Origin of the sequence: Allocoprococcus comes (assembly GCF_013300725.1) — a bacterium.
In the GTDB taxonomy this organism is placed as follows: Bacteria; Bacillota; Clostridia; order Lachnospirales; family Lachnospiraceae; genus Allocoprococcus; species Allocoprococcus comes_A.
Genome location: NZ_JAAIMM010000015.1, coordinates 14516 through 29195, shown reverse-complemented (window position 1 = coordinate 29195; position 14680 = coordinate 14516). Strand labels below are relative to the sequence as shown.

Below are 14680 nucleotides of genomic sequence, written 5' to 3'. Positions count from 1 at the left end.
AAAAATGCCCCCTGTCTTTTTGTGTCTATAAAGAGGAATAAAAACATTGGAGGAAAAGATGAAAACAAGAAAAAGGTATATCCGTGCCGGAGCTGCCTGCCTTGCGGCAATGCTCACGATACAGGGAATGACGCTGCCTGTGGCGGCGGGTGAAGAGGTGAAAGTAAGATCCAATTCACAGACACAGATGAGCTCAGATCCGGAAGCGGTTTATGTAAACAATTACGGAAAAGTAGCGGATCAGAGAACAGCCAATTTTGACAGTAACTGGAAATTCAATCTGGGAGATGTGGAAAATGCACAGACAGCAAATTTTGACGACTCGAAATGGCGTCAGGTTTCATTGCCGCATGACTACAGCATTGAACAGGATTATTCAAAATCTATGGAAGCAGAAAGTGGATATCTTCCAGGGGGAACAGGATGGTACCGCAAAAGCTTTACCATAGATAAAGCAGCAGAAGGCAAAGAAATCCGTATTGATTTTGGCGGCGTTTATATGAACGCATCTGTATGGGTAAATGGAGAAAAGCTTGGGACACATCCATATGGATATACATCATTTTCATTTGACATAACAGACTATGTGAAATACGGTGAGGAAAATACAATTGCAGTAAAGGTGGAGAACAAAACGCCTTCAAGCAGATGGTATTCCGGAAGTGGTATTTACAGAAGCGTAAATCTAACCATAACAGAAAAGGTTCATGTGGATCTTGGGGGGACGCAGATTACGACTGAGAACCTGAAAGCAGAACAGGATGGAACTGTCAATATGGATGTTCGCACACAGGTTGTGAATGATTCTGAAAATGAACAGACAGTAACCTTGACGCATACAGTATTTCCGAAAGGCGGCAATGAAAGTGAAGCGATCGGAACAGTGACAACCGAAGCCAAAACAGTTGCATCCGGAGAAAGTGATGAAATTGAAACAACACTTGCGGCACAAAGTCCGGCGCTCTGGAGTGTGGACAGTCCGAAACTTTATACCGTAAGAACAGAAGTAAAGCTTGGAGAAAATACAGTAGATGTTTACGATACGGAATATGGTTTCCGGTATTTTGATTTTGATAACAATACAGGATTTTCGTTGAACGGACAGAATACAAAGCTGAAAGGTGTATGTATGCATCATGATCAGGGAGCACTTGGTGCAAAGGCAAATGCCCGTGCAATCGCAAGACAGGTTGAAATCCTAAAGCAGATGGGATGCAACACCATCCGTGTGACACATAACCCGGCGGCAGAAGAACTGATCCAGGCATGCAATGAGCAGGGGATGCTGGTGATCGATGAAGCTTTTGACACCTGGCTTTATGCAAAAAACGGGAATAGCAATGATTATGCAAAATGGTTCAATCAGACAATAGACGGGGATAATCAGATTTTAGGCGCAGAGGATGGTATGACCTGGGCACAGTTTGACCTGACAGCAATGGTGAAGAGAGGATACAATGCACCGTCGATCATTATGTGGTCTCTTGGAAATGAGGTTATGGAAGGAATCAGCGGTGGCGTTTCCAATTATCCGGCAACTGCACAGAAGCTGGTGAACTGGGTAAAAGAGCTGGATGCAACAAGACCGATGACAACCGGAGATAACAAGCTGAAAGCCAACTGGAGTGAAGCAGAAAGCATTGGAAATACATTAAATGCAGCAGGCGGAACTGTTGGATTCAATTATTGTGCAGGCTGGCAGTATGACAACTGGCATAAATTGCATCCAGAATGGCTGATGTACGGTTCTGAGACTGCTTCTGCGATCAACAGCCGTGGAATCTATAATCGGATCAACGGTGGAAGCCAGACTTCCGACAAGCAGCTTACATCCTATGATAATTCTGCTGTAGGATGGGGCAGTGTAGCAAGTGATGCATGGTATACAACGATTACAAGAGATTACCTTGCAGGAGAATATGTCTGGACCGGATTTGATTATATCGGTGAGCCGACACCTTGGAATGGAACCGGAGCAGGATCCGTAGGAAGCTGGCCGGCACCGAAGAGCTCTTACTTTGGTATCGTGGATACCGCAGGCTTTGCGAAAGACAGCTATTACTTCTATCAAAGCCAGTGGAATGATCAGGTGCACACCTTACATGTACTTCCGGCATGGAATGAAAATGTAGTCTATAAAGACAACAGTGGAAAAGTTCCGGTAGTTGTATATTCGGATGCAGCATCGGTCGAGCTGTTCTTTACACCGGCAGGTGGAGAAAGACAGTCTCTTGGAAAGAAAACATTTACACAGAAAACAACAGCAGCAGGTTACACCTATCAGATTTACGAAGGAGAGGATAAAGACGGAACCGAGCATAAAAATCTTTATCTTACCTGGAAGGTTCCGTATGCAGATGGAACACTGGAGGCAGTTGCATACGACGCGGATGGAAATATCATTGAAAGTACAGACGGACGTTCCAGCGTGACAACAACCGGCGAAGCTGCAAAATTGCAGATGTCAGCAGACAGAACCGAGATCGCTGCGGATGGGAAAGATTTATCCTATGTGACAGTTGATGTGGCAGACCAGAATGGGAATATTGTTCCAGATGCAGAAAACCGCGTTACATTTAACGTAGAAGGTGACGGAGTTCTGGTTGGTGTAGATAACGGAAGCTCTCCGGATCACGATTCTTATCTTGCAGATAACAGAAAAGCATTCAGTGGGAAAGTTCTGGCGATTGTACAGTCTACGAAAACGGGCGGTTCATTTACCGTGACAGCGACCGCTGATGGGCTGGAAAGTGCAGTGGCAACTGTTACAACTTATTCTGTAGCAGATGGCACACCGGAAGAAGAAAAAGAGATTGACAGTTTTTGGATGTCAAAGACCTATTATGTCAAGACTGGAAATATCCCGGTACTTCCGACAACGATTGAAACCCGTTATACCGATGGAAGCAAAGAAAGTAAAGCAGTGACATGGGATGCGATCGGAGAGGAGCTGGTACAGCAGTCAGGAAACTTTAATGTGCAGGGGCAGATTGAAGGACATCAGGTAACGGTCAATGTAAATGTTATTGATGAAGTTGGAGGACTTCTGAATTACTCAACCTCAACACCAGTTGGAACTGTACCGATTCTTCCGGAATCCAGGCCGGCGGTTCTTACAGACGGAACCATTCTGACCGCTTCATTTGGAGTAAACTGGGATGACATATCGGCGGATCAGTTTGCAGAAGAAGGAATTGTTACGGTAAACGGAACAGCAGATGTACTCGGTGATGAGATTCCGGTAAGTGCGACAATCCGCGTACAGACAGAACAGATCACGATTGGAAGCAGTGTCTCAGGAAAGGTAATGAACCTGACGCAAAGTATTCCGGAAGGCGAGCAGTCGGATACACTTTCTGCAATTGTGGACGGATCAACAACAATCAGTGATAACACAAGCGGAGGAGCAAACCCGACTGCATGGAGCAACTGGCAGAGTTCTCAGAACGGTAATAATAAAGCGGAGATCACATTTGAATATGCAACCCAGCAGAGACTTGGACAAATTGTGATGCATTTTGCAAAAGACAGCGGAAGTATGCGTTATCCGGATGCAGGAACAACAGAGATTCTGGTTTCAGAGGATGGAACCAACTGGAACAAACTTGTGGTAACGGAGACAATCGGGGAAGAAAGTGGACGGGTAAAACCATATACTTATGATTTTACACCGACGACAGCGACCTTTATCAAATTTAAACTTACGAACGCAAGTGCAACGACAGGAACCAGATGGAAACCATGTACTGCACTTACGGAGATCGAGCTGAAGGTGGCACAGGGAACCTTTGTATCAAATACGACAGCAAACCTAGAAGAAGTGATTGTAAATGGCAATCCGGTACCGGAAAGTGCACTGGCACAGGGAAGCTATTCTACACCTGCTATTTTTGCAGAGGTAGAGGCAAAAGCAGCCGATAATGCGTCAGTGACTATTCTTCCGACTTTCAACAATATCAAGAAGATCATTGTAGAGTCAGAGGATCACAATACAAGAAATGTATTTGAAATCCGTCTTGGAGAAGAAACTGAAGAGACACCAGAATCCGGTGACAGAGATTATCCGGTTGGAAGGCTCACTGCATTTGCAGAAAGTGAGTATAATGGCAGTGGAACAGAAGGACCGGCAGAGTACGTTTTGGATGAAGATGAAGGAACGCACTGGCATACAAACTGGCGTACAAATGAAGCACAGGATGTAGAAAAACGCTGGATTGGACTGGAACTGGAAGAACCGGCAGTTCTGGATGCACTTCGCTATTATCCGCGTGGCGGCAACATGAATGGATTTGTCAGTGAGTATAAAGTACAGTACAAGCTGAATCAGGAAGATGAATGGACCGATATTGCAGGCGGTACCTGGGACAGGACGCTTGAATGGAAAATAGCAGAATTTGACGAACCGGTAGAAGCAAAATACGTGAGACTGGTGGGAATCCATACTTATGCAGAATCTGGAAATGATGCACACATGGCAGTTGCAGAACTTCGGGTCCGTGAGGCAGACAAGCGTGTAGATATTTCGGCAGAAGACAGCCAGATCACGGTGTCTGTTCCAGAACAGATAGAGGTTGCGAAAGCAGACGAACAGAATCCGGTATATCCACAGGTAGAGGTTAAGAAAACGGTAGACGGCGCAGAAGAGACTTTGAGGTACGGAGTGGATTATCTGCTGTCCTATGAAAATAATACAGCTTTCGGAACAGGTAAGGTGATTATTACCGGAATTGTAAATTATCGTGGAGCTGTAGAATGTACATTTGAAATTGTGAAGAAAGATCCGCAGCTGAGTGCTGTGTATATCCAGAGCCAACCTGGAAAAGTAGTTTACAAAGCAGGAGAAAGCTTCGACCCGACCGGCCTTTCGCTGAAACTGGTATACGATGATGATTCAGAGGAAGAACTGGTATATGGCGAAGAGACGGCAGGACTGTTTGTTTTTGAGCCAGGTCTGGAGACTGCACTTACAGAAGAAGTAAAAGAGGTTACTGTGACTTATGGTGGAAAATCAGCAGTTGTGTTTATCGGAGTAGAAACACCGGAAACACCAGGACCTGAAAATCCGGGAAAACCAAATCCGGGAAAACCAAATCCGGAAGCTCCGAAACCAGGAAGTGGGTCTAGCAGTGGAAATGGAACAGGAAGTGGATCAAATTCTAATAACGGAAGCAATGGTGGTAATAATATAGTAAATAACATCACAAATAATAACAACAATAACAATAGCAATTCTTCCAATAAGAATTCCGGAAAAGTGCAGACAGGAGACAGAAATAATCTTGTATTCCCTGTAATCGGAATGGCAGTAGCAGTTCTGGTAATTGCCACTGTTTTAATAATCAGAAAAAAGAAACGTCTTTAAAAATGTAGAAGACATTTAAAGGACTCCCGGCAAGGTAAAGTTTGCCGGGAGTTCTTATTATTTTAAAGGAACTTTCTATGAGATAAAAGGTACTGCGTACCGGAGATGTGCACTTTTTTTGTCCCCCATATCCCCCAATCTCAAAAAATTCTTAAGAAAGTCCAGCCCTATCTCTTAAAAAATCTCTGTTAATCTTGTATAGTATAGAGGAGGTGAAAAAAAGATGGCAAAAATATTAGTATGTGATGATGATAAAGACATTGTAGAAGCAATAGATATTTACCTGACGCAGGAAGGATACGAAGTCCTGAAGGCGTATGATGGCGATGAAGCGATCAGGGTACTGAAAAATAATGAAGTTGATCTTCTGATCATGGATGTGATGATGCCGCGGCTGGACGGAATCCGGGCGACACTCAAGATCCGGGAAAACATGAGCCTCCCGATCATTATTTTATCCGCCAAATCAGAGGATGCGGACAAGATTTTAGGACTGAATATCGGTGCAGATGATTACATGACCAAACCGTTCAATCCGTTGGAGCTGGTAGCAAGGGTAAAATCCCAGCTCAGACGTTACACCCAGCTTGGAAGTACGGCGAGATCTGACAACCAGAATGAGTTCCGGACCAGGGGACTTGTGATCAGGGATGATCTGAAAGAAGTAACTGTGGATGGCGAAAAAGTGAAGCTGACACCGATTGAATACAATATATTACTGTTACTCGTTAAAAATCAGGGGAAGGTGTTCTCTATCAATCAGATTTACGAAAATATCTGGAATGAAGAAGCAATCGGAGCGGACAATACCGTTGCCGTACATATCCGCCATATCCGGGAGAAAATCGAAATCAATCCGAAAGAGCCACGTTACCTGAAGGTAGTATGGGGTGTCGGATATAAGGTAGAGAAGATCGGTTAGGAGGTCTTATGAATAACAAATGGTATCAGAGCGCACCATGTAAAGGACTCCTGATCATACTGGAACATATTTTAGCGGTGGTGATGATTACATGTCTGGTTTTTACATTCAGTTATCCGGGCGATGATCTGGCAGGAATCCTGTTTGAAAAGCCACATAAGAAGTATGATCAGTCAAAAGGGTTTACCGACAAGCTGATGAGTGCTGCAAATGATATTACGGCTGCGGAAGGATACGACAGCCATTTTGAGACAGAAGGAAAATATGATGAAAACAGAATTGTAGATCTGAAAGAATATGATTCAGATCGTATGATTTCAAATGAAAATGTAAATGGGCTTGCATACCGTCTGGGTGATCTTGTGAATTACTGGGAAAACGATCAGGAGATGTACTACGCAGACGGAACCAAAATGGCAGATGGAGACAATGATGAGGAGATCATCGTCTGCCAGAAGGATGACGGAACTCATCTCTATTACTATGAAAAAGAGTTTCGTCGAGAATTTAAAAACGGAAATCTTCAGTTTGGTAACATGGATGAGGCAAAAGACGAATATTCACTGGAGAGCACCGGAGAAGTGATTGATTCTATGATCAATGGCTGGGTAGACAGCTCCGCAAGTATTTACCGCAATATTCTGGACAGTGAAAACCGTCAGGTCTACACAAAATGCTGGAGGTATGATGGAGAAAAAGTTTCCGAAAAATGTGCACCGGTGGGAGCTGAGAATCTCCTGGAGATTGTGAACAAGGATTCCAGATGGAACGGCAAACTAAGTGATGCGATGTCAATGCTTGGAAATACTGTGGACAGTATACGAGATGAGTTTTTAATCTGGCAATATGTGACCGAAGAATATAAAGAAGGGAATACCAATCTCGCTTACATGATTGTTGATCTGGATAATAAAAAAGTTTATACCAACCGGCTGGCATATCAGAAGTTTGATGAGTGGGAAAAGAATCTGGACAATCTGAAAAAACTGGGAGTGTATGCAGTTGCCACACCAAAGCTTACTGAGTACCGGAGTAATATTGATATGGACGGATCACAGTGGAAATCACTGATCGGTGGCAATATGTGGACGGATAATTATGAATGCGTGTTCGCGGTAGATACTTCCTATCCGATCCAGGATGACTTTTATCAGGAGAGCAAGATTTATCAGGAGTATGCACCGCAGGTAAGATTTACCTTCTGGATTGCGATTGCAACCGGATTTGCAATGCTTGTAATTCTGGCATGGCTGACAATTGTTGCAGGCAGATCAAACCGGGAAGAAGGCATTGTGTTGAATCGGATCGACAAAATGAAGACAGAAATCTTTATTCTTTTGTCGGTTGCAGTTATGGTGACATGCATTTACGGGGAAATCAGTTTAAGTTATAGTCTGCTGAACGGAGTCCGGTTTAGCGGAGATGGTTTCAGTGACACATCGGTACTGATTTTTGCAGGAATTGTTGCGGTAAGCTTTTGCATGACAGGACTTACTTTATGGCTTGGAATGGTAAGAAGGATCAAGGCAAAGACTTTGTGGAAGAACAGTATTTTATGTCTGATCATCAAATACGTCCGGATTGGGATCCGGCATCTGGGGGAGGTCTGGAAAGCTGCGATTTTGTTTGGAGTACTGGTTGTAGTCCACTGGATCGCGATCGCCATGTGGGAGCCGGGAATCTGGCTGTTCGTAATGCTTGCGGCAGAGGCAGGGGCATTTTTCTACCTGATGCGAAGAGCCATCGGAAGAGCGCGGATCATCAAAGGGGTAAAAGCAATCGCAGACGGTCAGGTTGACTATCAGATTCCGTTAAATGGACTCAAAGGCGGACAGCTTGAAGCAGCAGTCAGCATCAATAAGATTGGAGATGGACTGGACCGGGCGGTAGAAGAGAGCGTAAAAAATGAACGCCTCAAAACGGATCTGATCACAAATGTATCCCATGATATCAAAACGCCGCTTACATCAATCATTAATTATGTGGAACTTTTAAAGAGAGAGGATTTTGAGGATCCGAAGATCCGGAATTATCTTCAGGTTCTGGAAGAAAAAGCATATCGTCTGAAGACACTTACCGAGGATGTAGTAGAAGCTTTCAAGGTAAGCAGCGGAAATATCAGTCTGGAAATGATGAACCTTAATCTGGTTGAGCTGGTCAACCAGACCTGCGCCGAATTTGAAGAAAAATTTGAAGCAAGGAATCTGAAAATGATCATGAATCTTCCGGCTGAACCGGCAACAATCTACGCAGACGGCAGACGAATGTGGAGAGTTCTTGCAAATGTATTTAACAATGCGGCAAAATATGCAATGGAGGGAAGCCGTGTCTATGTGGATCTGGTTCAGACAGGTGAGGAAGTACAGCTTACGATCAAGAATGTATCAGAGCAGCCGCTGAATATTTCGGCAGATGAGCTGACAGAAAGATTTATTCGCGGAGATGTATCCAGCAGCACGGAAGGAAGCGGGCTTGGTCTTTCGATTGCACAGAATCTGACAAAGCTTCAAGGGGGAAAATTCGAGTTATATCTCGACGGAGATCTGTTCAAGGTACTGATCTGTTTCCCGGTTCCAAAAGAAACGGAAGATGTCTATCAGGAAGTCGAACAGTAACAGGTAAATATGGGGCGTAAGGGAAATTTCCCTTGCGCTCTATTTTATTTCGCTTTACAATAAAAACTGGATTCGTACATATAACCTAAAATGTAAGGGGAAATTAAAATGGAATCATTGAATAATATCTTAAAAAAGAGTTTAAATAAAGAATTTTTATCAGCAATAATCAGCAACCCACGTGAAAAAGGCGGAATTGTAAAGATTAAGATCCGCCCTGTGGAGCATAAAGACAATATTTTGTATCAGTGCGAAGAACACCGGAACAACCAGGTATTTCACCACAATCTGAATGAAGAAGAAGCGGCAGGATATATTGAAAATGCCATGCAGGAATTCAAACAGATGCAGATGGAGACCAGAAAATTCCGCTATCAGGTTCTGGTCAGCAAAAAAGGGAAAATGACGATTCAGAGACGGCTTCAGACCGGGAGGTTTAAAGAGATTGATCTGTCACACAACCGGAAGAAGCATTATATCCTGGAGGAAGGAAAAGCAGTTCCATTTTTACAGGATCTGGGAGTTATGACAAAAGATGGGGAGATCGTGCGGACAAAGTTCGACAAGTTCCGCCAGATCAACCGTTTCCTGGAGTTTATCGAGGATGTACTTCCGGAGCTTCCGAAGGACAGGGAAGTAACGATTCTGGATTTTGGATGCGGTAAATCCTATTTGACATTTGCAATTTACTATTATTTGCATGAGTTAAAAGGTTATGATATCCGGATCATCGGACTGGATCTGAAGACGGATGTCATTTATGCATGCAACCAGCTTGCAAAAAAATATGGCTATAGAAAACTGAAGTTTATGGAAGGAAATATTGCAGATTACACCGGCTCTGATGAAGTGGATATGGTCGTGACGCTGCATGCCTGCGATACCGCTACCGATTTTGCACTAGCAAAAGCAGTTGGCTGGAAAGCGAAGGTCATTCTTTCGGTTCCGTGCTGTCAGCATGAAGTGAACCGCCAGATTGCAAATGAAACACTTGCACCGCTGTTTTCTTACGGACTGATCAAAGAGAGAATGGCAGCTCTTGTCACGGATGCTATGCGTGCAGAATATCTCAAGAGGGAGGGATATGACACACAGATCCTGGAGTTTATCGATATGGAGCATACACCGAAGAATATTTTGATACGGGCCATTTACACGGGAAATAAAGGAAAAAATACAGAGACAATCCGCGCATGTGAAGAAATGCTTCACATCGATCCAATGCTGGGGAGATTATTGGATCAGCAGAATGAAGAGGGAGAAAAAGGAGTATAAATTTAGCAGATTAAGATAAAGGGGACTATAATTACAATGTTTAAAAAGATAGCAATAAAGACAGGGGTACTGACTACTGTATTTATTCTTGCAGTTATCGTATCCAGTTATGTGACGAACAGAGGCAACACTGATATGAGTGCAGATATGGGAGGTGCAACACTGCCAAGAATATCCTTTATGACAGAAGGCTATGAAGTGAACTCACTGCCGGGATATAAAAGCGATATGACGCTTACTTCGATGCGTGATACACTGACACCCGTCACAAATAACCAGCTGGATATGAACATTGCAAAATATGATAACCAGATCCAGAAGGTTTACTGGCAGGTATATACACTGAACGGGAAAAAATGTATTCAGGAGGGAACCATTAAAGACGTTCAGGATACAGTAACTTTAAATTTCAGGAATACGAAGATCCTGAAAGAAGAGAGGATTTTGAAAGTAACCTTGTACCTGGATAATCAGAATATTTATTTTTATACCAGGATCAAGAATTCGGCAGATTGCAACTATAAGGCAAGCCTGGATTTTGCAAATAATTTTCACAGTGCGGCGCTTGAAGGTCAGGGCGATAAGATTGAAAGCTATCTGGAGACAGATACAGATTCCGATGCGGACAGTTCCACCTATCAGGAGGTCACACTTGCATCTACACAGGCACAGGTGCTTTGGGGATCACTTGCACCGCAGGTATCCGGAAATGTGTACTGGGAAATTAAGGAATGCAATGAGAATTATACATCGCTTGTCCTCAAATATCAGGTAAAATGTGCCGGGGATACGGATTATGCAGACCGGCTTTACAGTGTAAAGGAATTCTTCCGGATCCGCACCGGCGAAGACGCACAACAGTATCTGCTTGATTATGACCGCACGATGAATCAGAGATTTGATGGTAAGACAACTGCGCTGAACCAGAAAGGTGTTCTTGTTGGGATTGCGCCGACGGAACTGGAGTATGAGACTAATACAGATGGAACCATTGTAGCATTTATAGAGGATAACCAGCTCTGGCATTATGATAAAAAAGCGGATGAAATGTCGCTGGTATTCGGCTTCGCAGATGCGGAAAACATGGATGTGCGTACATTATGCGATCTGCATGATATCCGCCTGATTTCAGTAGATGAAAAAGGCAATACCACATTTACTGTAGTGGGGTATATGAACCGCGGTGTACATGAAGGGCAGGTAGGTGTAGCAGTCTATTATTTTGACGCAGAAAAAAATTCAGTTACGGAAAAAGCGTTTGTCCCTAGTGAAGACGGATATTATCTGATGAAAGAGGATCTGGGTAAATTTGTATATTACAGCAATTCTGATGAAAATCTTTATGTAATGATAGATGGTACGTTGTATCTTGTGAATCTGAAGGACAACACCAGAGAGGTGCTGGTGAAAGATCTGGAGGAAGGGCAGTATCAGGTTTCACCGGATGGGCATCTGCTTGCTTACCAGAGTGAGGGCGGAAAGATCAATGAGTCACAGAAGATCATTGTCCTGAATCTGAAGACAGGAAAATCCTTTGATATTACATCCGAAGGAGATGAATATATCAAACCGATCGGATTTATCCGTAATGATTTTGCCTATGGAACACTCCGCGGAAGCGATGTGGGAACCAATGTATCCGGACAGAATGTATATCCGATGTATAAGGTGGATATTATCACGCAGAAGCAGGTGGTTGCAAAGACCTATGAGGTACAGGATTTTTACATTCTGGATGGCTATGTGGCAGACAATATGATGACACTTAACCGGGTGAACAGAAATGAGAATACCTATATTTCAACGACAGCAGATTACATTACCAACAATCAGGAAAAGGAAGAGAGCAATATCACAGTAGAGACCTACAATGATGATCTGAGGGGAACCCTGGTTCGTCTGACTTATGAAAATGGAATCAAAGACAGCAAAGCAAAAATTTTAAAACCAAAGCAGGTATTGTTTGATAAACCGATGGTTGTCAGCTTTGATAAGCCGAAGGTAAAGAATCAGTATTATGTATATGCACTTGGCAGTCTGCAGGGTGTGTATGAAAAAGCATCTTATGCGATCCAGGAAGCGGAGAAGATAAAAGGCGTGGTCATTTCTTCGTCGCAGGAATATGTGTGGGAGTCCGGAAATACGCCGAATATTTATGAAGTAAATAATATGGATGAGTTCCGGGCAGGAGAAGGTGAGAGTACACTTGCAGCGTGCCTGAACCGGATTCTTAAGCTGGAAGGCGCAGAAGATATAAATGCATCAAAAGAGCTGGAAAATGGAAAGCCGCCGGCAGAAATCCTGACAGAAGCAATCGGTGGAGAAGGGTTTGATCTGACTGGATGTACACCGGAAGAAATCCGCTATACGATCAGCCATGAGACACCGGTGATCGCAATGCTCAGTGCGGATCACGCGGTACTGGTCATCGGATACACGGATGCGAAGTATGCTTATCTGGATCCGGCAGACGGAGAGCGTCATTCCGCAACACCGGATGAGATGAAAGGTCTTGTAAGCGGCAGCGGAAATGTATTTATCGGATATGTAAAGTAAAAAATAACCGGATGGAGGAAGAAAATGAAAGATGAAAAATATTTAGAACTTCTGGCGGAAAAGTACCCGACAGAGCAGGCTGTGTGCCGGGAGATCATCAACCTGAAGGCAATCTTAAGTCTGCCGAAGGGAACCGAGCATTTCATGAGTGACTTGCACGGAGAATATGAAGCATTCTGTCATATATTAAATAACTGTTCCGGCGTGATCCGGGAAAAAGTGGATCTGCTGTTTGGAGATACCTTATCTGATCTGGACAGAGAAGAAATCTGTACCCTGATCTATTATCCGGTTGAGAAGCTTGCGCTGATCAAAAAAGAAGGGAAGAACAATGAAGAATGGTATCGTGTGATCCTGGGAGAACTGATCGAGATTGCAAGATTATTTTCTTCCAAATACACCCGTTCTAAAGTAAGGAAAGCGATGCCGAAGGAATATGCATATATCCTGGACGAGCTGATCCATGTGCAGAAGGATGAGGATGACAACCAGCTTATCTATCACCGCAATATTTTGGATACACTTCTTGAGCTTCAGAATGCGGATGAGTTTATCGAAGTACTGGCAGGTCTGATCAAACGTCTTGCGGTGGATCATTTACATATTGTCGGGGATATTTTTGACAGAGGTCCGTGTGCCGACCGGATCATGGATCTGCTGATGACGTATCATTCGATCGATATTGAGTGGGGAAATCATGATATTCTCTGGATGGGAGCTGCGGCAGGGAACAGAGCGTGTATTGCCACTGTGATCCGGAACAATCTGAAGTATGATAACATGAAGATCCTGGAGAACAGTTATGGCATCAGCCTTCGGAATCTGACTTTATTTGCAGAGAAGATTTATCCGGGGATTGATCCGATGAAGGCAGCTTTAAAAGAGATTTCTGTACTCCTTTTTAAACTGGAAGGTCAGGTGATCCTGCGTAATCCGGATTATAAGATGGAGGATAAGCTTCTGCTTCACAAGGTGGATGTGGCACGTCAGACGGTGGAAATTGACGGAAGAGAATATGACATTAAAGAAGAGACTTTCCCGACAGTCAATTTTGCGGCAGAAAATTTGGAGGATGTATACCGGCTCACCGAAGAGGAAGAGCAGGTAGTCGAAGGTCTTGAGATGGCATTTGTGAACAGCATCCGTCTGCGCCAGCACATTGATTTTCTATATAAAAAGGGAAGTATGTACCGGATCTTTAACAACAACCTCCTGTATCATGGCTGTGTGCCACTTGATGAGAGTGGTAACTTTGAAGGAGTTGTATTTGGAAAGAAGCGTTATCGTGGAAGGGATTATCTTGACTATGCGGAGCATATTGCGAGAAGAGCCTGGTCAAAAGATGCGAAAGAAAAAGACAAAGACTTTATGTGGTATCTGTGGTGTGGTAGAAAATCACCTTTGTCAGGCAGAAATATCAAGACCTTTGAGCGGACTTATGTGAAGGATGAGGCAACCTGGCATGAAGAGTCGAACCCATATTACAGATTTTATGAAGAAGAAAAGGTCTGCAATATGATTTTACATGAGTTTGGCCTTTATTCTGAACGATCACATATTATCAATGGGCATACCCCGGTCCGGACTTCCAAAGGGGAGCATCCGGTTCGTGCGAACGGAAGACTGATGGTGATCGACGGAGGATTCTGCAAGAGTTATCACAAGACGACCGGTATTGCCGGTTATACACTGATCTTCAATTCCCACGGAATCCGGATCAAGTCACACCAGCCATTCCAGAGTGTATTTGCGGCACTGACGGAAAATAAAGATATTGAGTCAAAATCGGAGCTGGTAGAGACTGAGAAAGAACGTCTGATGGTACGGGATACGGATACAGGAAAGAAGATAAAAGAAGATGTCGAAGCGCTGAAAATGCTGCTTCGGGCTTATCGCGAGGGAGATCTGGAGTAGAGATTTAAAAGAATAAAATAAAAGCTGACATTCTAA

6 protein-coding genes are annotated in these 14680 nt (G+C 43.7%); all 6 read left to right on the top strand.

Going from position 1 to position 14680, the window contains the following annotated elements; genetic code table 11:
* The first annotated feature begins 58 nt into the window (after positions 1-58).
* Positions 59-5362 carry a sugar-binding domain-containing protein gene (locus tag G4407_RS09390; RefSeq protein WP_173688689.1) on the top strand — a complete coding sequence of 1768 codons (5304 nt, stop codon included), beginning with the start codon at positions 59-61 and terminating at the stop codon, positions 5360-5362.
* A 223-nt stretch (positions 5363-5585) separates the two neighbouring features.
* Positions 5586-6284, top strand: coding sequence for a response regulator transcription factor (locus tag G4407_RS09385; RefSeq protein ID WP_173688688.1), 699 nt, complete (start codon positions 5586-5588; stop codon positions 6282-6284).
* Positions 6285-6292: 8 nt separating this feature from the next.
* The gene (locus G4407_RS09380) at positions 6293-8899 is read left to right on the top strand and encodes a histidine kinase dimerization/phospho-acceptor domain-containing protein (RefSeq protein ID WP_173688687.1); all 2607 of its coding nucleotides are present in this window, start codon (positions 6293-6295) and stop codon (positions 8897-8899) included.
* Between the two features lie 108 nt (positions 8900-9007).
* Positions 9008-10174: a class I SAM-dependent methyltransferase gene (locus tag G4407_RS09375; RefSeq protein ID WP_173688686.1), complete on the top strand. Its 1167-nt coding sequence runs from the start codon at positions 9008-9010 to the stop codon at positions 10172-10174.
* A 36-nt stretch (positions 10175-10210) separates the two neighbouring features.
* Positions 10211-12730 carry a hypothetical protein gene (locus G4407_RS09370; protein ID WP_173688685.1) on the top strand — a complete coding sequence of 840 codons (2520 nt, stop codon included), beginning with the start codon at positions 10211-10213 and terminating at the stop codon, positions 12728-12730.
* Positions 12731-12754: 24 nt separating this feature from the next.
* Positions 12755-14644 carry a fructose-1,6-bisphosphatase gene (locus G4407_RS09365; protein ID WP_173688684.1) on the top strand — a complete coding sequence of 630 codons (1890 nt, stop codon included), beginning with the start codon at positions 12755-12757 and terminating at the stop codon, positions 14642-14644.
* The last annotated feature ends 36 nt before the right edge of the window (positions 14645-14680 follow it).

What these genes read in the sequence shown, in the direction of transcription:
- G4407_RS09390 (WP_173688689.1), top strand. Translation starts at nt 59, where the DNA reads ATGAAAACAAGAAAAAGGTATATCCGTGCCGGAGCTGCCTGCCTTGCG.
- G4407_RS09385 (WP_173688688.1), top strand. Translation starts at nt 5,586, where the DNA reads ATGGCAAAAATATTAGTATGTGATGATGATAAAGACATTGTAGAAGCA.
- G4407_RS09380 (WP_173688687.1), top strand. Translation starts at nt 6,293, where the DNA reads ATGAATAACAAATGGTATCAGAGCGCACCATGTAAAGGACTCCTGATC.
- G4407_RS09375 (WP_173688686.1), top strand. Translation starts at nt 9,008, where the DNA reads ATGGAATCATTGAATAATATCTTAAAAAAGAGTTTAAATAAAGAATTT.
- G4407_RS09370 (WP_173688685.1), top strand. Translation starts at nt 10,211, where the DNA reads ATGTTTAAAAAGATAGCAATAAAGACAGGGGTACTGACTACTGTATTT.
- G4407_RS09365 (WP_173688684.1), top strand. Translation starts at nt 12,755, where the DNA reads ATGAAAGATGAAAAATATTTAGAACTTCTGGCGGAAAAGTACCCGACA.